Genomic DNA, 19,875 nt, shown 5'->3' on the forward strand with positions numbered 1-19,875 from the left:
CCATGAACATCACACCCTGGAGAAATAAACGCGATCAGCGGATCGATTCCGAGGGCGGCACGACCGCCCTCACGCGATTCCGCGACGAAATGGACCATTTGTTCGAGCGGTTCTTCGGCGATACCTGGCCGTTGGGGGCGATGGAAGGCCTGACCGGTCGCTCCGGGATGGGCCCGCGCATCGACCTCGCCGAGACGGAGAATGACATCACGCTGAAGGCCGACCTGCCGGGCGTCGACCCGAAGGAAGTGGACGTCCAGGTCGTCGGCAACATGCTGACCATCCGCGGCGAGAAAAAACTCGAGAAGGAAGACAAAAAGCGCGACTACCACTTCGTCGAGCGCCAGTACGGCAGCTTCCAGCGAAGCCTGCAACTGCCCACGACCGTTGACCCCAACAAGGTCGACGCGTTGTTCAAGGATGGTGTGTTGACTGTAACGATCGCCAAACGGCCCGAGGCCCGGCCCAAACGCATCGCGGTCAAGAACACGCCGTGACGATCCGGGCCTGAAGTGCCAGCGATCGGTCCGTGTGCGGGAGGGCGAGGCTCCCGCCGAGCCCCCGTAGCGTCCGGCCCCCGTGCCGGACGTGCGAGGCTCCTGTTTGGGAGTGCGAGGCTACTGCCGAGCCGCATAAACAAGGGGACCACCATGAAAGCACAAATCGCAGGTTTGTGGACGTCGGGCATTCTGTTCGGCTTGATGGCCCTGGCGCAATTGGCGCGGCTCGTAATCCGCCCGGACGTCGTTGTTTCCGGTCACGCTATGCCGTTGTGGCCCAGCGCCCTGGCCTTCGTCTTCCTGGGCGGTATGTGTATCTGGATGCTGGGTCTGGCCCGCCGGTCGAAGACGCCCGAGACATCCGTGTAGCTGTATAGGGCAGGTCGAGTCTTAGAAGCCTGCCGGAACCCTCTTTGACCGGTCGCATGCGGACCGTGCTCGGTGAGCGTCAGTCGTCTCCGTCCGCTGGAATCGTCAGCCGGAACGACACCGGATGATGATCCGAAAAGTAAGCCCGGAAACGATCGTGGTCATAGGTGGGTTTGCCGGGGAACGCCCCGTCGTTGTCGTTCCACCGATTCATCACGGGAATCACGTCGATGAGGTTAATCACCTTGAGGTCGAAACCCGCGTCGATCTCGCTCGTGTGTGCGGGTCGAAACATGACATGGTCGTAGGGCTTATCCTGGTTCGTGCTCGTCGCGGTATCCCGGCATTCGTCATTAAGCGAGGTAAACTCGTCGGGAATGATCTCTTCAAGCTCAGCCTGGGATTGGATATTCATATCGCCCAGAATGATGAAGTCCTTTTCCGCACCGTCATCGTGCTCATCAATCCAGGTCGCGATGGCCGATAGCTCGTGTTTTCTTCGATTCTCGTTCGCCGTGCCCGCATCAGGCTTCAGATGGACGCTGATGAGAACAAAGTCGAGATTGCCGTTTTGGGAACGAAATGAAAAAGCATAGGGAACGCGTTCGAAATCGGGGTGATTGGTGCGATCGTCCGCCAGAAAGCCGTGGGGCAGGTCCGTCGCCCTGTTGACCACTTCTTTCTTGTAGAACGCGGCCCACCATTCCGTGGCCGGACCGTTGTCATGATTATCATCGCCGGTACCGGTGTCTTCTTCGCTCAGCCAATAGTCAAAGCCGAGCGACGTCATCGCGCCAAAGAACGCCCCGGTTTGGGGATCGGGCTCGAAGGCGGTGCCGTCCGGAAACTTGCCGGGGAACGGGGGCGCGATGATCTCCTGAACCACAACGATATCGTGATCCCTCACGACTTCGGCCAGGGTCGAGTCGCGCCGGCGGTAGGATTGTCCGACAAACTGTATATTGAAGCTGCAAACGCTGATGGAGTCGGCGCGGGCCAGTCGCTCAGCACCAAAGTGCGCTGCCGGAAAGCCGGCCAACAGGGCGAGGATCAACCCCGGCGATACAGACGCTCTGTCAGTTTGAGCCATTGGAATCTCCTTCCTGGCCGAAAAAATATCGGCTGTTCCGGCTACGCCGCGAAAAAGGGCCGTGGGGCAAGTCCAGGCCCTGGTAGCGGTCCAGCGTAGGCCCCACGAATCCTAACGGAACCGCCACGAATCGGACGGTTCTACTGACTATTCGTCGTGGCAAGCCTCGATCTGTCACGAGACGGCCCCCGGATGCACGCAGGAATGGGGCGGAGAATGGCGAGGACTCAAAGGGAGGCCGGATATCCTTGCGTCACCCCGAAAAAAAACTCCGCGGCTTGACTTGCCTTTTCGTATTCCTGTAATATATTCTGTATTAGTTAGGGTACGAGGGACCGCGCCGACGCCGCGGCATTCTGCTGTGAACGGTCGAATGTTTGGAGATTCTGGCCTGGCGCCTCCGGAGTCATTGCGCTCATGCCCCCATCAATCGCCAACCCGATCTTCAGACCTCTGGCTCCGAAGTGTTCCGTTAAATTCCGCTTAATTCCGCCCCCCTCCCCATCGGGGGGCTTGAGGGGGCGGAATCCGGAGCAAGGGCGCGACCGTATTCGTCCCAGGACCGCCACTCCCCCACTTTCACACCGTCCTCGTACATCCCTTCGGACGCCTTTTGCCCGTTCGCATGATACGTCACCCAATGACCATGGCGGCGATAGTCGCCCCACCCGACGCGCTTCACGTACCCTTCCGCCGTGACCCGCCCGGTCTTTGGGTCCTTCTCGACGGAGGGCAGGACGCCGCTGACGAACCAGACATAGGAAAACCAGGCGGTCAGCACCAGGAAGGGAATCGCGATCGCCCATTTGGGGAGGCGGCGCGGGGCACGCGGAGTCGACAGAGCAGTTTTCGGCGAGGTCATAGACGTGCGACCGAAGGGAGCCGTATGTGGCACCGGCTAATAGCCGGTGGAAGTTCCGGGTTGTTCTTAACGGTGCAGCCACCGCTTGATCGCGTAGATCGACGTGTCGCGGCCCGCCTTGGCGATCGAGCGCGTCAGTGGGATGTCTTTGGGGCAAACCTTCACGCAGTTTTGCGCGTTGCCGCAATCCGTGATCCCGCCGGGGCCCATCAACCCTTCCAGCCGCTCGGACTGCGTCAGCTTGCCGGTCGGATGGCTGTTGAACAGGACCGCCTGCGAGATGACCGCAGGGCCGATGAAGGCCTTGTCGTACGCCGCATCCTGTCGGGCGGTCAGCTCCGCATCGCTCTCGCCGGGGAGTCGCTCCAGTTCGATCTTGGTGTATTGCGGACACGCTTCCATGCAGCATCCGCAGGTCATGCACTGAGACAGCGGGTACGACTCTTCCTGATCCTGCGGTCCCTGAACCGGACCCGGCCCCGCGTCGTGATAGCCGTCCACGGGGATCCACGCTTTCACCCGCTTGAGTTCGCGGAACATCCGCCGACGGTCCACGAAGAGATCGCGGATCACGGGGAATTTGTTCATCGGCTCCAGTTCGATCTCGCCCGCGCCGGTTCGGCCGATGTCATCGACCAGAGCCGTGCAGGATTGGCGCACGCGGCCGTTGATGACCATCGTGCAGGCCCCGCACACTTCCTCCAGGCAGTTGCAATCCCACACGACCGGCGGCACGCTCTCGTGTTCGCCGATCGGCACGGGATGGGCTGCGATGGACTGCAGGGCCGAGATGACGTTCATCCCCGGAATGTGCGGCACGGCGAAGCTCTGCCAATAGCGCGCCCCTCCGGGCCGGTCTTGCCGGGCGATGCGAAAAACAACGTGGTCGTCACTTGTTCCGTGAGAATGTTCTGTTGGTGCAGCGTGTTCCATGCGCATGGGATTATATCGGCGGCCCGGCCTTGTCCAATCCGGCTTTTGGGGCCCTCCAACAAGGAGTGGCGCAACCTCGCTTGAAATCGCTCGGCGCCCGCTTATGATCCGTGGTTCGCTACGGGGCGTAGCTCAGCCTGGTTTAGAGCGCTGCGTTCGGGACGCAGAGGCCGGAAGTTCAAATCTTCTCGCCCCGATTTCCGTTTTCGGTCCGCGAGCAATCGGCCGCGGTCGTCGGGTCAACGTACGGGCCGACGGGCCGTCCATTTTGACCTCGTCCGATTGTTTTTCCCGGGAGCCGTGCCAGTGGCAGAGTCCGGTTCGCCTCGCCCCTTTCCCACCTGGCTCAAGGTCGCCGCCACAGTGTTCGTGGCCGTTCTCGTGCCGGTCTATGGGAAACGCTACGGGCCGGCCAATTTCCTGTGGTTCTCCGATATCGCGTTGTTCCTGACTGTGGCGGCGCTCTGGCTGGAGAGCAAGCTGCTGGTAAGCATCGCGGCAGTGGGGACGATGCTGCTGGAGATTGGATGGAACATCGATTTTGTGCTCCAGTTGACGGGGAAGATCCACTACTTTGGCCTGAGCGACTACATGCTCGATCCCGGTATCCCGGTGTTTGTCCGCGCCCTCTCCCTCTTTCACGTGCCGCTGCCATTCCTATGGCTTTGGATGCTCCATCGGCTCCGGTACGACCGGCGGGCTGTCGTCATTCAAACAATATTCGCGTGGATCGTGCTGCCGGCAACTTTTGCACTTGGTCCGCGAGAGAACGTGAACTGGGTATATGGATTTGGACCTGAGCCCCAGCGCTACATGCCGCCGTGGTCTCACCTCCTGCTGCTCATGGTTCTTTTTCCAACGTTGGTCTACATGCCGTCGCATCTGTTGCTGACAAAGCTGTTCCCACCACGGCCGCCCACGGCACGAAATAAGGCCGCGAAATCGTCCAAAGCGTGAAAGCCCTTCATGTTGATCCGCCTGAAAAAAAACGAGAATGCGCCGGTCCTTACCTGCATCCGCGACGACGGCAGTACGACATGGTCGAAGATGCCCTACCGCGAGTTTTTCCCGCGGCACGATCTCATGCACTATGCCGTCGAAACGACGCTCGGTTTCCGGGAGGCATTTTTCGGGCTCATCGCTTCCGGCTGGTCGGTCGAGTCGTTTAGCGAACCGGGTGCGGCAAAGCGGCTTCCGCTGGAAGCCAGGTATGCCGAGTTCCTCGTCGACCAACTGGAGCGCGAGCACCGCTTCGGTGAAAGCTCAATCGCGGATACGTTCAATGAAACGCTCGCCGGTTCGGTTCGGCAGGCAGGCCTGTCGCCTTATCGTCCACTGGTGCAGAAAGAACTCGACGCGATTCGCGCGCGCTTTGAAGCACTCCTGGCCCGTTATGCAGCGCTCCCAGATGGCAAGAAGCTGGAACTAAAATGGAAACCCCGATCGGCCGTGGGCGAAACGGGAAACCCGCCGCCCGGTCCAGGAGTCAGTTGACGATGGACGGTTTTCACTTGTCGCGTTCGTGGTCGATATAATCATCGACGTGTCCACCCTCAATGACCCAGGAACCCGGGCCGGCGGGACAGAGCCGCGATGGATGCTCTTTGCCTGTTTCGCGTTACTCTTGGTCGGCCTTCATTTGACCGTCGCTCCCAAGGTCCGTCTTTCACAATGGCAAGTCCATGCCGAAAGCAACGCGGCCCTGGAAGAAGCACTGCGCTGGAGGGAGGGTTCGCTCGGGCTGAGGCTCAACGATTACGAAGTCGCGCGGGTCGGGGAAGTTCGCTATAACGTCTTCGGCCTCGCGTTCGTCCTGATCAGCCTCGTCGGCACGACCTTGACCACGCTCACGGGAGGACCGCCGGGCACGTTTTATCCGCCGTACTACGTCGCCATGGTCGCCCTGCCTCTGGTCCTGGCTGCGTATGGCGCATTTCGCGTGCAGACACGATCGAGCGCCTGGGGCGCCGTGCTGGCAGGTTCTTTGATCGTCGGAACCAGTTTGCTCCATGTCTTGCAGCGCTGTGGCGGCGCGCAGGGCGGGAGCGTGAATTTCATCAACCAGGTCCTGGCGGTCACCGGATTGCTCATCTTCGCGGCGGACTTTCTCGGCCCGCGACGCATGTGGCCAGCGCTCCTCGGATTGGCGTTGGCCGCGTGGTCGCGTCAGATGACCGCCTTCTATGCGCTTCCCCTGCTGGGCATGACGTTCATGGGTATACCGGCGGGGCCCAATCCCAAGGGACGGCGAGGGATCGTTCTCGTCGGCCTGGGTGTGCTTGCCGCTGTTCCTCTGACGCTCAACACGCTCAAGTTCGGCAACCCCTTCGAAACCGGATATGGCCGAATCTACGAAGGGCGGACCGATTCCATTGGGCGCAGCGGTCAGGAGAAGCTGTTCGGCCTGCGCTACGTGCCTGTACATCTGCGGGCCATGAATACCGCTTTTCCGTCGTGGGATATTCGCGCGGGGACGCTCTACCCCGACGTCGCGGATGTGAACGGCGGGAGCATCTGGCTGACCACTCCGCTTCTTTTCGCCGTCTTACTGACGTTGCCCCGATGGTGGAAAGACCGACCGCGCCGATGGCTCATGCTGGCGACTTTGCCGGTGATCGCCGGTCTGGCGTGCTACCACACGACCGGCGCGATGGGGGCGGGATGCTATCGATATTCGCTGGACTTCATTCCCATCTGGCTTGTGGTGATTGCGCCGTACGTCACGACGGGTCGCGCGGCCGCATGGACCCTGGGCTGCCTGGCTTATAGCGCCCTCTATTTCAACTTGCTGCCCTGAACCCCTCCGAGCGGGTGGGCTTGCCTTTCTTTTGATGCGAGGGACAATGCGCTATTCGGAATTGGTCAAATAAATCTACTCTCCTGGAGACATCCTCGTGAAACGCCGCGTTCCGACTCTCGTACTTACCGTCGCCGTCTTGGCTTGTACTGTGGTCTTCGCTCAACCGGGCTCTCAACCCCCCGCGGCCAAGTCGCCGTCCGCCGACTGCTGCCACAATGTGGCGGTGTTGGACCTGGTGCGCATCTTCAACGAATGTGCCCAGATTACGGACCTCAACCAACTAATCCGCGAAAAGAGCGAAGCGTTCGCCAAGGAGGCGGCGCAGCGAAAAAAGGTCATCGAAGATAAGCAGATGGAGCTGCAGGCCTTCAAGACGGGGTCGCCCGATTGGGAGGCCCGCCGCAAAGACCTCGTGCGCTTGAATATCGACGCCAACGTCTGGCTCAAAGTGACCGAGCAGCAGGTGGATCAGGAGAAGTTTGACTGGACCCGGATTATCTACGAGCAGGCGGTGAAAGTCGCCTCCGACCACGCGAAGGAACGAGGCTACGACGCGGTCCTGCAGAAGACTGAGTTCAAGCCATTGGAGATCGAACCCACGGTTCAAAACCTGAGGCGTGTCATTCAGGAACGGGCCGTAGTTTATAACGCCTCTGATATCGACATCACTGAGTTGGTGATCCGCAAGATGGATGCAGAGTACAAGGCGGCGGGCGGGAAGAAAGTGCTGGGCTCGCCCCCCGTACCCTGAGAGGTCAAACGTCCCATGCACGAACCGCGCGCCCTAACTGGCCGAGAGCTGGCGGACCTCTGTAAGGGTCGCCTCCTGTCTCCCCAGTTGACATCCAGCCAGGTGATCCGCACCGTGTCAACCCTCATTGACGCCGGGGATGACGCCGTTTCCTGGATCGCGGGGAACCGGCATACCCAATCTCTTGCCGCCAGCAAAGCGGCAATCATTGTAGGTTCGGAGAAGCTGCTCTGTGAGCACCCGCGCGGCCTTGTGGTAACCGACCCCGAACTGGCCATCGCCGAGATTCTGGATTTCTTTTTTATCCCCCTCGCTGCGCCCGCGCCCGGCGTCCACCCCTCAGCAGTGGTGCACCCGACAGTCAAACTCGAGGCCAACGCGGCAGTCGGCGCCCATGCCGCGCTTCTGGAGGGAGTTCACATCGGGGCCAATAGTGTCATTCACGAAGGAGTTAGTCTCGGCCGCAACGTGCGGGTCGGCCGTGACACGGTTATCTACGATCGGGTCGTCGTATATGATCGATGTGAGCTGGGTGATCGGGTGATCATTCACTCCGGGGCGATCATTGGAGCGGACGGCTTCGGCTATATCTTCCGGAATGGCCAACACCGCAAAACGGCCCATATCGGCACGGTGATCATCGAGGACGATGTGGAGATTGGGGCCAATTCCTGCGTTGATAGGGCCAAGATCGGCGCCACCCGGATCGGCCGGGGGACCAAGATTGATAACCTCGTCCAGGTCGCCCATAATGTTCAAATGGGACCGCTGTGTCTGTTGGCGGGACAGACAGGGATATCCGGCAGCGTTCGGATCGGTTCCGGCGTGGCGATGGGCGGCCAGACAGGCATTACGGACGGACTTAACATCGGCGACGGTGCACAGATCGCGGCTACGAGCGGTGTTTTCGCCGATGTGGAGGCGGACGAGGTTGTTTTTGGCACGCCGGCGCAGAACAAGACGGCGGCGATGCGGGACCAGGCGCGGGTCCGAAGGTTGGCCCGGCTTTTTGAGCAAGTGACCGAACTCTCTCGGCGGGTGGCAGAGCTTGAAGCAGCAGCAGACCATCCAAAACACGACTGAGCTGTCCGGTCGAGGTTTGTTCACCGGCGAAGACGTCACTGTGCGCTTCAAGCCGGCGGCCCCGGACAGCGGTATCGTCTTCGTTCGGACGGATGCCGCGATCCCCGCGCGGATCAAGGCCCACGTGTCCAACGTCACCAAGAGGGCCCGCCGGACCTCCCTTCGAAACGGCACGCTTTCGATTGAAACCGTGGAGCATTGTCTCGCGGCCCTGCACGGCCTCGGGGTGGATAACGCCGAGATCGAGATCTCCGGCGGCGAATTGCCCGGCGGCGACGGCAGCAGCAGTTTCTTTGTTGAAGCCCTCCAACATGCCGGCCTCCAGGAACAACCCAGCCCGAAGAGGCCGCTGGTCATTACGGATACGGTGCGGGTGACCGAAGGAGATGCCGAACTGATCGCCGTTCCGACGGACTCCGACGACCTGAATATACTTTACGATCTGGATTACGGGTCGGAGGCTCGCCTTCCGCGGCAGATCTACGCCCTTCGATTGTCGGAGGAGACTTTCTGCCGGGATATCGCCCTTGCACGGACGTTTCTTTTTGAAGAGGAAGCCCGGCAATTCCAGGCGGCCGGCCTGGGCCAGCACCTGACCTATGCCGATGTCGTCGTGATCGGACCGGACGGAATTGTCGGCAACGAATTCCGTTATCCTGACGAATGCGTCCGCCACAAGATCCTCGACCTGATCGGCGACCTGTACCTGGCCGGTCGCCCCCTACGCGGAAAGATCATTGCCCGAAAGAGCGGTCATGCCCTTAACCACGAACTGGTTCGCAAGTTGCTCGAAGCAATTGAGCGCCGCGATCGGCAAAACCGGCTCGGCAGCGCTGCGGCGTTTGATGCGATCCACATTCGCCGGATCCTCCCCCACCGCTACCCCTTCCTCCTAATCGACCGGGTGGTGGAAATCGACGGTGATCGCCGGGCAGTTGGGATCAAGAACGTCTCGCTCAACGAGCCCTTTTTTCAGGGCCATTACCCTGCCCAACCCATTATGCCCGGGGTCCTGATCCTGGAGGCGATGGCCCAGCTTTCGGGCATCCTTTTGGCCCAAAAACTGGAGCATACCGGCAAAGTTGCCGTTCTCTTGTCCATGGACGAGGTCAAATTCCGTCACCCGGTGGTTCCCGGGGACCAGTTGGTTCTGGAAGCCGAAACGATTAGAGTAAAGGCCCGGACCGGCCATGTTCGGTGCCGGGCCCTGGTGAGCGACCAAGTCGTGACCCAGGCGGAGATTAAGTTCATGATGGTGGATGCTGAGCCCGCATAGGGCGATTCACCGCCCGAATTCTTGGGCCCCTGTGTTTGGCGCCAGGGGCGGCGGCAAACTATCTTTTTGGGCCGTCGCCGGTCAGGAACAGTAGATGGTTAACATCGCACCGAGTGCGACCGTCGATCCCAAAGCGGAGCTTGCCGACGACGTCTTCGTCGGGCCGGGGTGCTATATTGGCCCGGAGGTTCGAATCGGCTCCGGCACCCGGCTGATCGCCAACGTCACGATCATGGGCAATAGCCAGATCGGGCGCGACAACATCTTCTATCCCTCGGCGATCATCGGAGCCCCACCCCAGGACTTGAAATACCGCGGAGGCGACACGCTGCTGATCATCGGCGACGGCAACGTCTTCCGCGAGGGCGTTACGGCTCATACCGGCACCGAAGTCGCCGGCGGCGTCACGAAGGTCGGCAATCACAACCAGTTCCAGGTGGGCACGCATCTGGCGCACGACGTCGTCGTCGGCGATCATTGCATCCTCTCCAACCAGGTACAGATCGCCGGGCACGTTCGCATTGAGAGCCATGTGACGGTCAGCGGATTGGTGGGCGTCCAGCAGTTCGTCACCCTCGGACAGTATTGCTTCGTGACCGGCATGGCGCGGTGCAGCATGGACGCCCCGCCGTACATGATCTACGGCTACGAGGGCACCATTCAGGGCGTGAACGTGAAGGGGCTCGGGCGATGGGGCTTCAATGAGCCGTCGATCCAGCAACTTCGCGATTTGTACAAGAAACTGTTTCCCCGGAAGAGCCAGGTCGCCGGGAACTACAGCCTTCGCGCCCTGTACCGCCTGTTGCCGTCCCGGCGGGATGACCGAAATGGCAATGTGTCGTTTGCCAAGCGGATCACCGAGGTGGAATCGCAGATTTCCCTGGACGAACACGGCCGCTATCTGATCGACTTCCTCAAGCGATCGGTCCATAACGGGGTCTATGGCCGATTCCTGGAGTCGCAGCGCCGGGATGCGGCCATCGAACGGCCCCAATTCTACGGTGGGGGCAACGGGCGGTGATTCCAGAACCGATCCCGGTAGCGGTGATCGGCGTCGGTCACATGGGCCGGCACCACGCCCGCCTGTATAACGAACTTCCGCAATCCCGACTGGTCGCCGTCGTCGATTCAAATCCTGAACGCGCCAAGGAATGCGCCGCTCAACACAAATGCGCCGGCCTGACTTCGATTCAGGAGTTGCCTGAGGATGTACGGGCTGTCACGATCGCCGTGCCGACCATTCATCACGTCGCCGTCGCCGAGCCGCTTCTGTCCCGCGGGATTGCGGTGTTGGTGGAGAAGCCGCTGGCCGACTCGGTTGAAGCGGCGGAGCGGCTGCTCGCCTGCGGCCGAAAGACGGGCTCGCTGATCTCCGTCGGCCACACCGAGCGATTCAATCCCGTCATTCGCGCGATCCAGCGGCTGAACATCCGCCCCAAATATATCGAGACTCAGCGGATCAGCCCGTTTCGCTTCCGCTCGGCGGACATCGGCGTCGTCGCCGACATGATGATCCACGACATCGATATCGTGCTGCACCTCGTCGGTTCGCCGGTCGCCCGCGTGGATGCGGTCGGTGTCAATGTGCTCGCCAAACATGAAGACGTGGCCAACGCCCGCGTGGTTTTTCAGAATGGGGCCGTGGCGAGCCTCGTGGCGTCGCGGCTTGCCATGAAGACCGATCGGCGACTTCGCGTCTTCAGCGAAACGGCCTATCTCTCGCTCGATTACCAGCGCAAGAGCGGCGTCGCCATTACGCGCGACGCCAACCTTGACGTGCTGGCCCTGGCCAAGGACAAAAAGCTGGACGACCTGGCGGATATGGCCAACGTTGATTTCGGACAACTGGTCAAGGTCGAGCCGTTGGTGATGGATGACGTCGAGCCACTCCGCGCCGAGTTGGAGTCGTTTCTGGAGAGCGTCCGGAGCGGCAAGCCGCCAGCCGTCAGCGCTGAAGACGGCGTTGAAGCGGTACGGCTGGCGTCACATATCGTCGAGGCGATTCAAGCCCATCGCTGGGACACCTAACTGGCATCTCCGCATACAAATCGGTACAGTTTGATCCTGATGCGCCGCCTATTGACGATCTTTGGGGCTTCCTTCGTTGTTTTTCTCGGTTGCATGAATGACTCGGGCAGCCGGCAAGACCCTACGGGAGGCGATTCCACAGCAGTTCCCATGGATTCGGTCGAGGAGGGTTCTCGTCACGGGCACGAGGCCGACACGTCGTCGGCAATCGCCGAAAACACGAGGAGTTCCCGAGCAGCGGCTAACACGGTGATCACGACGAGTGAACCCGCCGGCGGACCCGCCATCCATGCGGACGCATTAATCGTCAACGACGAGACGATCCGCGTGGGCGACATCCTCGAACCGATTACGCCGAAACTCGAGGAGCTGGCTCGGGAACTCCCTGACGATTCGTACTATCAAAAAGCCACGCAGATTGTTCGCCTCCAGATTATCGAAGCCGTCGCGCAACACCTCATTTGGCGCCGAGCCCAGCGCCACTTGACGGACGAGATAAAGCCGCAGCTCGAAAAAGCCGTGGACAAGATGGAGAAAGACCGCATCAACCGCGAGTTCGGCGGGCGCGAGACGGTCTATGAGAAATATCTCGCCCGCCACGGCAAGACGCGGGACGATGTGCGGGAGCGTTTGAAGCGCACGGTCGTTATCGACAGCTATCTTCGCGACCGGCTGTTGCAATTGATCCCGGCGCCACGGAAGGCTGAATTGGAAGACTACTACCGCAGGCACCTGACCGACTATTCCCAACCGGAGCGTCGCGAAATGTTTCTGATCGACATCCCTATCCGGGCATTCCTGGACCCGGCTCGCGCCGTCACGCCGGAGGCCGAGGCCGTGGCGGAACCGGCCGCCCGTCGCGCCGCTGAGCAGGCTGTTGAGGCCCTCAAGGGAGGTGAAGATTTTCAGGCGGTGGCCAAAAGATATTCGCAAGGGCTGCACACGGATGAGGGCGGCGCGTGGGGGTTCATCACCGCGCCGGCGGATCGACTGTCCGCCCCTCTGGAAGGCCGCTGGGCGGCGCCCTCGAAACGGCTTTTTGAACTCCAAGCCGGCGAAACCAGCGAGATCATCGCGGCGGCCCGCAGCTTTTTCATCGTCAAGTGCGGGCGCGTGGAGGGCGGAACGCGGGAGAGCTTTCAAGAAGCCCAACCCAAGATCGTCGGCGAGATTCGCCAGCAAAAGTTTCTGGAGCGCCGCGCGGCGTTTCTCCAGGAGGAACTCGATCGCTCGACGATCGGCTCGCTCGACACCTTCGTCGCACAGGTGCTCCGCGCCGCGCCGTCGCCGGACGCGCAGCAATCCCGATTTGAAACACCTCAAGCACTAGGGGGCCCGTAGAATCGCCCGAACCGGGCTGCCATCGAAGCCCACTAACCGCAGGGGTAAGGCGATCAATTCGTAGGGCCCCTCGGGCACATCCTTTAGAACCAGCCCTTCGAGAATTGCCATGTCGTGGCGAAGAAATGCCTGGTGCGCGGGTAGGTCCTTTGAAGAAAAAAGATCGACGCTCGGCGTGTCGATCCCCACCGTCATAACGCCGCGATCATGCAGCCACTCGACCAATTCAGGCGACAACGCCGCAAAATCCTCTTTGAACCGCGTCGAATCGGGATAGGTGCCCGTCGCGATAAGTACGCGCGGGGCCGTAATCGACGCCATTATCATGCCCGGCGCGATTCGCTCGCTCCGCTCGGCGGATACTCGGATGACCTGGCAAGGACCGAGATAGTAGTCTAATTGCCGCTCATGAATTGCCGGCGCGCCGGCCCCGTAATGGTTCGGACCGTCGGCATGGGCCCCGAGGTGGACCGTCGCGCGGAGGGTCGAGAGGGTGATGTTGTCTCCCCTGTTGATGTCGCAGAGCACCTCGCGCGTCGGCGGCGTATCTCCCGGCCAGACGGCCGTCGCCTCACTGATTGGCGGTGTGATGTCGTAGATCATCTCGATCCCACTGCGGCGACACGTTGGCCGCTCCTCAACCGCCGACTATACTCGATCCGATCATTGGGTATCGTCAAGACTGTCATGAAACGAAACGTAGCCATTCTGGGAGCAACTGGGGCCGTGGGGCGAGAGTTCGTCTCCATCCTTCAGGAGCGGAACTGGGACATCGGCGAACTCCGCCTGTTGGCCTCGTCGCGCTCGGCTGGGGTGGATGCTTCGTTTAACAGCCAAACGATTCGCGTGCAGGAAGTCGGCCCCGAAAGCTTCAAAGGGATCGACATCGCCCTCTTCAGCGCCGGAGCGGGACCGAGCCGGACGTGGGCTCCGATCGCCGTCAAGAGCGGCGCCCGCGTCGTCGACAACAGCTCGGCCTTTCGCATGGACGCCGATGTGCCCTTAGTGGTCCCCGAAATCAACGCGGACGCCATCGGCGAGGCGAGAATCATCGCCAACCCGAATTGTTCCACCATTATCATGAACATGGCGGTCTGGCCGCTCCATCAGCGCCGCAGCGTCAAGCGGATTGTCGTGAGCACCTATCAAGCGGCCAGCGGCGCAGGCTGGCAGGCCATGCAGGAGTTGGAAGATCAATCCCGCGACATCCTCGCGGGGAAGCCGGCGGCTCCCAAGGTCTTCCCCCACGCCATTGCGTTCAACCTGTTTTCGCACAACACGACGATCGGAGCCGACGGCTACAACGTCGAGGAGTCGAAGATGATTCTCGAGACGCGCAAGATCTTTCGCGCGCCGGAGCTGGCCATTACCGCAACGTGCATCCGCGTCCCGGTATTACGGGCGCATAGTGAATCCATAAACCTCACCTTCGCCGAGACCATGAGCGAGCAGGAGGCCCGTGAAGTCCTTTCCGCCGCCCCCGGCGTCACGGTCGTGGATGATCGCGCGAACAATCGCTTCCCCATGCCGATCGAGGCCTCCGGCAAGGACGACGTGCTCGTCGGGCGCATTCGCCAGGATGCCAGCCAGCCCGACGGCCGCGGTATCGATCTTTTCGTCAGCGGCGATCAGCTTCGCAAGGGCGCGGCGCTCAATGCCGTTCAGATTGCGGAAGCACTTACGGATATTCACCTGCGGATTCGACCATGACCCGCGACGAAGCCTGGAACCTGCTTTGCGAGTACGTCCAGTCCGACTCGCTCCGCAAGCACATGCTCGCGGTCGAAGCGGCGATGCGGCATTACGCGGGATTGCTTGGCGGCGACGCCGAGCAGTGGGCGATCGCCGGTCTGCTCCATGACTTCGATTACGAGCGCTGGCCAAATCCGCCGGACCATACACACGAAGGGGCAAGAATCCTCCGCGAGCGCGGCGTCGATGAGGAAATCATCGGGGCGATTATGGCCCATGCCGATTGGAACCTCGACGAATACCCCCGCGATCGGCCGATCCGCAAGGCCCTTTTTGCGGTGGATGAACTGTGCGGGTTTCTGACCGCCTCGGCCCTTGTGCGACCCACGCGCCTCGAAGGTTTGACGCCCTCCTCCGTGAAAAAGAAGATGAAATCGGCAGCGTTCGCCGCCAACGTCAAGCGCGAGGATATTACCGGCGGTGCGGAATTGCTCGGAATACCGCTGGATGACCACATCAGCCATTGCATCACGGCGATGCAAAGTGTGGCTCCGGCGCTGGGACTAACACCACCCGCCTGATACACTAATATTCAAAGTCCTGCCTTCAGGAGAGAAGCATGCCCCAGCCATCGGCTCGTTTCCGTTTTGTCATAGTCGCGTTCGCCCTTGCGTTTCCCCGCCTCGCCGTCGCCGAGCCCGTTCGGCACTTTCCCACCGACCGGCCGGTGGACATGCTGCATATTCGCCTCGACTCGCGCGTCGATCTCAAGGCGAAGACGTTCAAGGCCCGCGCGACGCTGGATGTCGCCGCCCTCCGCGACGTGGAGAGCATCCAATTGAACGCGGTCGGGTTCGAACTTCATGACCTCTCCATTGAGAGGTTCGACGGCCAGCCGACACCGTGTGATTTTGACAACGATGGCGAGCACATCACGCTGTCCCTTCCCGAGCCGCTCGCCGCCGGCCAAAAAATGACGATTCAGATGGACTACAGCGTTAAGGACCCGCCGTCCGGTCTCTCGTTTTTCGCGCCGTCGGAAGATGATCCCGAGGCCCCTTATCTCGTCTGGTCGCAGGGCGAGTCCATTACCAACCGCTACTGGGTGCCCTGCTTCGATCATCCCGACGAGATGCAGACGACCGAGATCGTCTGTACGGTCGATGAGCCCAATACCGTTCTCAGTAATGGCCGACTGGTCGAAGAAAAGAAGAATTCGGATGGGACCAGAACTTTCCATTGGCTCCAGGACAAGCCGCACGTCGTCTATCTGATGACGCTCGTGGTCGGAGAGTTCTTCGTGAAGGCGGAGGAATGGCGCGGCAAGCCCGTCACGTACTATGTTCGACACAAGTTCAAGGATCAGATCGACAACTCATTCCGCAACACTCGGCCGATGCTCGACTACTTCAGCGAAAAGATCGGCGTCGAATATCCGTGGGACAAATACGCCCAGGTATGCTGCTACAACTTTGGCGGCGGCATGGAAAACACCAGCGCGACGACGCTGACCGAGAGCACCCTGCACGACGACCGCGCCCATCTCGACGACGATAGCGACGGTCTCGTGGCCCACGAACTGGCCCATCAATGGTGGGGCGACCTGCTGACCTGTCGCGACTGGGCGCATATCTGGCTCAACGAGGGGTTTGCCAGTTATTTTGAGGCCCTCTGGGACGAGAAGAATCTGGGGCCCGACGATTTTGCCTACAACATGGACCGCAAGGCTGAAGCCGCCAGGAACGGCGGCAAGGAAAAGCCGATCGTCTGTTACGAATACGGCGATCCCGATGAGCAATTCGACAGTCGGGCCTATCCCAAGGGCGCGTGGGTCCTGCACATGCTTCGCCGCCGACTGGGCGACGAGGATTTCTGGAAGTCGATCAACGCCTATTGCAAGCGCTTCAGCCACAAGACGGTCGAGACCGACGATCTGCGGCGGACGATTGAAGACGTGACCGGCCGGTCGCTGGGGCGGTTCTTTCATGACTGGACCGAGCGCCCCGGTCACCCAGAAGTGAAGGTGCGCTACAAATGGATTGCCGAAGACCGCATGGCGTCGGTCGATGTGGAGCAACAGCAAAAGGCGGAGGCCTTCCACTTCCCGTTGACGATCGCGTTTTCGTTCGGCAAGTCCGATCCGCCCTTCCGCGTAACCCACGAGATGACAGGAAAGAAGGACCGGTTCTTCATTCCCCTCTCCAAGCGGCCCACGATGGTCCGTATCGACCCTGATCAGGCCGTTTTGATGGAGCTGGACGAGGATAAGCCGCGAGATCTTTGGGCGGCGCAGCTCACGGACGATCCCAACCCCGTCGGTCGCATTCGTGCCGCCGAGCATTTCGGTGAGGCCGGTCGGCCGGAAGACGTCAAGATTTTGTCTGACCGGCTGGGTAAGGAAAAGTTCTGGGCTGTCCAGGCGGCGATTGCCAAGGCGCTGGGAGAATCCGATGAAGATGCCGCTCGTGATGCGCTGCTGAGCGCGCTCGCGACGAAGCACGCCAAGGCGCGGGCGGCCATCGTCGAGGCCCTGGGAGAATTCCCCGGCGATGAGGCCGTGGCGAAGGCACTAAAAGAGATCGTCGCCAAGGGCGATCCCAGCTATCGCGTAGAGGCCAATGCGATTCGGGGGTATGCCGATGTCGCCGAGGAGGGTGTGCAGGAGTTTCTGGAGCCGCTGATGTCGCGCGAGTCCGACAACGAGGTCATTCGCGGGGCGGTTCTTGAAGCGATGGGCGAACATTGTGGTACCGAGTCGCTGGATCTCCTGATTGAATGGACGGCGTCACCGAAGCCGCATCCATGCCGCCGCGCGGCCGTTCAAGCGCTCTCCGAAGTGCTCAAGAAGGAAGATGTCAGCGAGGATGACAAGACCCGCGTCGTAGAGGCCATGACCGGCTGTCTGAAGAAGGGCTCGCGGCGGCTGCAATCGGCCGCGTTGGACGCCCTCGGCGAACTCGGCCGACCGGCCCGCAGCGCCCTGCCGGAGGTCGATCGCCTGGTGAAGTTCGGCGGCCCGCGGGTCCGCGCGAAGGCCAAGGAGATCGCCCAGAAGATTCGCACCGCCGGCCCGGCGCCCGCTGCGGTTGGCGACTTGTCCGAAGAGCTTTCCGAGCTTCAAAAGGAGTGCAAGGAGCTGCGCGATCGACTGAAAAAGATCGAGGCGAGGCAGAGGGAAACTGTCTCAACCGAAAAGAGTTGAAGGCCACGACGATGTTCACGTCGGGATTTTCACGCCGCGCTCGCGGCCGACTTCTTCGGCTCGTTCATATCCCGCATCGACATGCCGGAAGATCCCCGTCGCCGGGTCGCAGGTCAGGACCCGCTCCAGCCGTTCGTCGGCCTGCTTCGTCCCATCCGCGACGCAGACCATGCCGGCGTGGATCGAGTAGCCGATGCCGACGCCGCCTCCGTGATGCACGCTGACCCAGCTTGCGCCGCAGGCCGTGTTGGCCAGGGCGTTCAGGATCGGCCAGTCTGCGATCGCGTCCGAGCCGTCTTTCATCCCCTCGGTCTCGCGGTTGGGTGACGCCACGCTGCCGCAGTCGAGATGGTCGCGACCGATGACGATCGGGGCCTTCACTTTGCCGCTGCGCACGAGTTCGTTGAAGGCCAAGCCCGCCTTGGCCCGTTCGCCATATCCCAGCCAGCAAATCCGCGCCGGAAGGCCCTGAAACGCCACGCGCTCAGCGGCCAGGCGAATCCATCGCGCGAGGTGCTCGTTCTTGGGGAACAGCTTGAGCACCGTCTCGTCCGTCGCCGCGATATCGGCCGGGTCGCCGGAGAGCGCCGCCCAGCGGAACGGCCCCGCACCTTCGCAAAACAGGGGCCGGATGAACTCGGGTACGAATCCCGGAATCCGCAGCGCATCGACCGGCTGCACCCCGAACGGTCGCTCGGCCTGGTAGCGCTCATGCGCCTCCATCGCCTGGCTGCGAAGGTTGTTGCCGTAGTCAAAGGTGATCGCGCCGCGGTTCTGCAGCTCGACCATGTGCCGGACGTGTTCGTTCATGGTGCGATAGGATTCCCGCAAGTACGCCGCCGAGTCTTCCTGTCGCAGTCGCAACATTGCCTGGTAACGGGCGTCGCTCCACGGCTCGCCGCCGTGGCTGTGCGGCTTGGTCGGCCCCTGACCGCTGCGGACGGGCTTGCCGACGCTTCCGAGGACACCGTTGGGGACATAACCACTGAGCGGATCGTGGGCGGAGGTCTGGTCGGTCAGCATGTCCGGGGTGACGTTGCGGCGGATGAGTTCCGCCAAAAGGTCGGCGGCGTTGGCGACGACGGCGATCGACACCGCCTGTTGCTTCCGTTTCGCGTCCAGCGCCCATTCAATGGACTGGTCAAGCCGATCCGTCATCTTGTCGAGGTAGCGCGTCTTCAAACGCCGTTCGATTCGCTGCGGATCGACCTCAGCGACGAGGCAGGTTGCCCCGTGCATCGTGGCGGCGAGGGGCTGCGCGCCGCCCATGCCGCCCAGCCCGGCGGTCACGATCAGGCGTCCCGCCAGTTCGCCGCCAAAATGGCGCCGGGCCGCCGCGCCGAAAGTCTCATATGTCCCCTGCAAGATGCCCTGCGAACCGATGTAAATCCAGCTCCCCGCCGTCATCTGGCCGTACATGGTGAGGCCCATGGCCTCCAACCGCCGAAACTCCTCCCAAGTCCCCCACTTCGGCACCAGCATGGCATTGGAAATCAGCACGCGCGGGGCCATCTCATGGGTCCGCACCACGCCGACCGCGCGGCCGCTTTGGATCAGCAGAGTTTCGTCGTTCGCGAGCGCCCGCAAAGCGCGCACGATCCGATCAAAATCCTCCCAACTCCGCGCCGCCTTGCCTGTGCCCCCGTACACGATCAGGTGTTCCGGGTCTTCCGCCACGTTCGGATCGAGGTTGTTGTGCAGCATCCGCAGCGCGGCTTCCTGATGCCAGCCTTTGCAGGAGATCTTCGGCCCCACCGGCGAGTGCAGGACGCGGGGCTGCGAGGTCTGTGGTTTTGAGCCGGGGGCTTGAGTCGTGCTCATTAGTGAACTCCGCGCGAAAAAAAGGCCATTTCGTCCGATAGGCCCCGTTAGGTCCGCCTCGCCGGGATTGATCCGCAACCGTCTTAGGGGTACGATTATAACAAGGCGTGAGATCGGGAGGGGCTTC

Annotated in this window: 19 protein-coding genes and 1 tRNA gene; 15 read left to right on the forward strand and 5 right to left on the reverse strand. The window is 61.5% G+C overall.

The genetic code is table 11. The features are described 5' to 3' along the window. Positions 1-2 precede the first annotated feature (2 nt). Both VJZ71_11245 and VJZ71_11250 read left to right on the forward strand, forming a co-directional pair. On the forward strand, positions 3-497 hold the full coding sequence (locus tag VJZ71_11245) for an Hsp20/alpha crystallin family protein (protein ID HKQ48636.1): 495 nt from the start codon (positions 3-5) through the stop codon (positions 495-497). 153 nt (positions 498-650) lie between these two features. Continuing rightward, on the forward strand, positions 651-869 hold the full coding sequence (locus VJZ71_11250) for a hypothetical protein (protein HKQ48637.1): 219 nt from the start codon (positions 651-653) through the stop codon (positions 867-869). A 79-nt stretch (positions 870-948) separates the two neighbouring features. On the opposite strand, the gene VJZ71_11255 is transcribed toward VJZ71_11250, so the two are convergent. From VJZ71_11255 to sdhB, 3 genes are all read right to left on the reverse strand, one after another. Beyond that, the gene (locus VJZ71_11255) at positions 949-1,959 is read right to left on the reverse strand and encodes an endonuclease/exonuclease/phosphatase family protein (GenBank protein ID HKQ48638.1); all 1,011 of its coding nucleotides are present in this window, start codon (positions 1,957-1,959) and stop codon (positions 949-951) included. 472 nt (positions 1,960-2,431) lie between these two features. Continuing rightward, positions 2,432-2,821 carry a hypothetical protein gene (locus VJZ71_11260; protein HKQ48639.1) on the reverse strand — a complete coding sequence of 130 codons (390 nt, stop codon included), beginning with the start codon at positions 2,819-2,821 and terminating at the stop codon, positions 2,432-2,434. A gap of 66 nt (positions 2,822-2,887) precedes the next feature. Further along, on the reverse strand, positions 2,888-3,754 hold the full coding sequence (sdhB, locus tag VJZ71_11265) for a succinate dehydrogenase iron-sulfur subunit (GenBank protein ID HKQ48640.1): 867 nt from the start codon (positions 3,752-3,754) through the stop codon (positions 2,888-2,890). Between the two features lie 121 nt (positions 3,755-3,875). Between sdhB and VJZ71_11270 the strand changes: the two genes are divergently transcribed. From VJZ71_11270 to VJZ71_11315, 10 genes are all read left to right on the forward strand, one after another. Beyond that, positions 3,876-3,951 (forward strand) — tRNA-Pro (locus VJZ71_11270). A 109-nt stretch (positions 3,952-4,060) separates the two neighbouring features. Continuing rightward, positions 4,061-4,711, forward strand: a complete 651-nt coding sequence (locus VJZ71_11275) for a membrane-associated protein (protein ID HKQ48641.1) — start codon at positions 4,061-4,063, stop codon at positions 4,709-4,711. A 9-nt stretch (positions 4,712-4,720) separates the two neighbouring features. After that, the gene (locus VJZ71_11280; protein ID HKQ48642.1) at positions 4,721-5,248 is read left to right on the forward strand and encodes a hypothetical protein; all 528 of its coding nucleotides are present in this window, start codon (positions 4,721-4,723) and stop codon (positions 5,246-5,248) included. Between the two features lie 49 nt (positions 5,249-5,297). Continuing rightward, a complete protein-coding gene (locus tag VJZ71_11285; protein HKQ48643.1) occupies positions 5,298-6,551 on the forward strand; it encodes a hypothetical protein in 1,254 nt (417 codons plus the stop codon). Between the two features lie 97 nt (positions 6,552-6,648). Beyond that, positions 6,649-7,305, forward strand: coding sequence for an OmpH family outer membrane protein (locus tag VJZ71_11290; GenBank protein ID HKQ48644.1), 657 nt, complete (start codon positions 6,649-6,651; stop codon positions 7,303-7,305). Between the two features lie 15 nt (positions 7,306-7,320). After that, entirely contained in the window at positions 7,321-8,388 is a 1,068-nt protein-coding gene (gene lpxD, locus VJZ71_11295) for a UDP-3-O-(3-hydroxymyristoyl)glucosamine N-acyltransferase (protein ID HKQ48645.1), read from the forward strand. After that, complete coding sequence (gene lpxC, locus VJZ71_11300) at positions 8,354-9,664, forward strand: UDP-3-O-acyl-N-acetylglucosamine deacetylase (GenBank protein HKQ48646.1); 1,311 nt, start codon at positions 8,354-8,356, stop codon at positions 9,662-9,664. Before lpxD ends, lpxC begins: the two co-directional genes overlap by 35 nt. A gap of 94 nt (positions 9,665-9,758) precedes the next feature. Beyond that, entirely contained in the window at positions 9,759-10,685 is a 927-nt protein-coding gene (gene lpxA, locus VJZ71_11305; GenBank protein ID HKQ48647.1) for an acyl-ACP--UDP-N-acetylglucosamine O-acyltransferase, read from the forward strand. Then, a complete protein-coding gene (locus VJZ71_11310) occupies positions 10,682-11,692 on the forward strand; it encodes a Gfo/Idh/MocA family oxidoreductase (protein HKQ48648.1) in 1,011 nt (336 codons plus the stop codon). The genes lpxA and VJZ71_11310 overlap by 4 nt, the downstream gene beginning before the upstream one ends. Positions 11,693-11,941: 249 nt before the next feature. Beyond that, positions 11,942-13,033 carry a peptidyl-prolyl cis-trans isomerase gene (locus VJZ71_11315; protein ID HKQ48649.1) on the forward strand — a complete coding sequence of 364 codons (1,092 nt, stop codon included), beginning with the start codon at positions 11,942-11,944 and terminating at the stop codon, positions 13,031-13,033. Here VJZ71_11315 and VJZ71_11320 read toward each other — a convergent pair. Further along, positions 13,019-13,636 (reverse strand): cyclase family protein, encoded by a 618-nt coding sequence (locus tag VJZ71_11320; protein HKQ48650.1) that lies wholly within the window; start codon positions 13,634-13,636, stop codon positions 13,019-13,021. The two genes, VJZ71_11315 and VJZ71_11320, sit on opposite strands and share 15 nt — an antisense overlap. 84 nt (positions 13,637-13,720) lie before the next feature. Here VJZ71_11320 and VJZ71_11325 point away from each other — a divergent pair, with 84 nt between their 5' ends. Genes VJZ71_11325 through VJZ71_11335 form a run of 3 tightly spaced genes read left to right on the forward strand, consistent with a single transcriptional unit; the run spans position 13,721 to position 17,927 of the window. After that, positions 13,721-14,743, forward strand: coding sequence for an aspartate-semialdehyde dehydrogenase (locus tag VJZ71_11325; protein HKQ48651.1), 1,023 nt, complete (start codon positions 13,721-13,723; stop codon positions 14,741-14,743). Next, positions 14,740-15,306 carry an HDIG domain-containing protein gene (locus VJZ71_11330; protein HKQ48652.1) on the forward strand — a complete coding sequence of 189 codons (567 nt, stop codon included), beginning with the start codon at positions 14,740-14,742 and terminating at the stop codon, positions 15,304-15,306. The genes VJZ71_11325 and VJZ71_11330 overlap by 4 nt, the downstream gene beginning before the upstream one ends. 38 nt (positions 15,307-15,344) lie before the next feature. After that, complete coding sequence (locus tag VJZ71_11335) at positions 15,345-17,927, forward strand: M1 family metallopeptidase (GenBank protein ID HKQ48653.1); 2,583 nt, start codon at positions 15,345-15,347, stop codon at positions 17,925-17,927. A 15-nt stretch (positions 17,928-17,942) separates the two neighbouring features. On the opposite strand, the gene hutU is transcribed toward VJZ71_11335, so the two are convergent. Beyond that, the gene (gene hutU, locus VJZ71_11340) at positions 17,943-19,748 is read right to left on the reverse strand and encodes a urocanate hydratase (GenBank protein ID HKQ48654.1); all 1,806 of its coding nucleotides are present in this window, start codon (positions 19,746-19,748) and stop codon (positions 17,943-17,945) included. Between the last annotated feature and the right edge of the window lie 127 nt (positions 19,749-19,875).

It is taken from the genome of Phycisphaerae bacterium (genome assembly GCA_035275405.1).
Taxonomy (GTDB): domain Bacteria; phylum Planctomycetota; class Phycisphaerae; order UBA1845; family UTPLA1; genus DATEMU01.

Bases quoted from the DNA above. Each gene is read 5' to 3' on its own strand.
- VJZ71_11260 (HKQ48639.1), bottom strand. From the start codon at position 2,821: ATGACCTCGCCGAAAACTGCTCTGTCGACTCCGCGTGCCCCGCGCCGC.
- VJZ71_11255 (HKQ48638.1), bottom strand. From the start codon at position 1,959: ATGGCTCAAACTGACAGAGCGTCTGTATCGCCGGGGTTGATCCTCGCC.
- VJZ71_11330 (HKQ48652.1), top strand. From the start codon at position 14,740: ATGACCCGCGACGAAGCCTGGAACCTGCTTTGCGAGTACGTCCAGTCC.
- VJZ71_11250 (HKQ48637.1), top strand. From the start codon at position 651: ATGAAAGCACAAATCGCAGGTTTGTGGACGTCGGGCATTCTGTTCGGC.
- VJZ71_11245 (HKQ48636.1), top strand. From the start codon at position 3: ATGAACATCACACCCTGGAGAAATAAACGCGATCAGCGGATCGATTCC.
- VJZ71_11280 (HKQ48642.1), top strand. From the start codon at position 4,721: ATGTTGATCCGCCTGAAAAAAAACGAGAATGCGCCGGTCCTTACCTGC.
- lpxA (HKQ48647.1), top strand. From the start codon at position 9,759: ATGGTTAACATCGCACCGAGTGCGACCGTCGATCCCAAAGCGGAGCTT.
- sdhB (HKQ48640.1), bottom strand. From the start codon at position 3,754: ATGGAACACGCTGCACCAACAGAACATTCTCACGGAACAAGTGACGAC.
- VJZ71_11335 (HKQ48653.1), top strand. From the start codon at position 15,345: ATGCCCCAGCCATCGGCTCGTTTCCGTTTTGTCATAGTCGCGTTCGCC.
- VJZ71_11325 (HKQ48651.1), top strand. From the start codon at position 13,721: ATGAAACGAAACGTAGCCATTCTGGGAGCAACTGGGGCCGTGGGGCGA.
- VJZ71_11320 (HKQ48650.1), bottom strand. From the start codon at position 13,636: ATGATCTACGACATCACACCGCCAATCAGTGAGGCGACGGCCGTCTGG.
- hutU (HKQ48654.1), bottom strand. From the start codon at position 19,748: ATGAGCACGACTCAAGCCCCCGGCTCAAAACCACAGACCTCGCAGCCC.
- lpxD (HKQ48645.1), top strand. From the start codon at position 7,321: ATGCACGAACCGCGCGCCCTAACTGGCCGAGAGCTGGCGGACCTCTGT.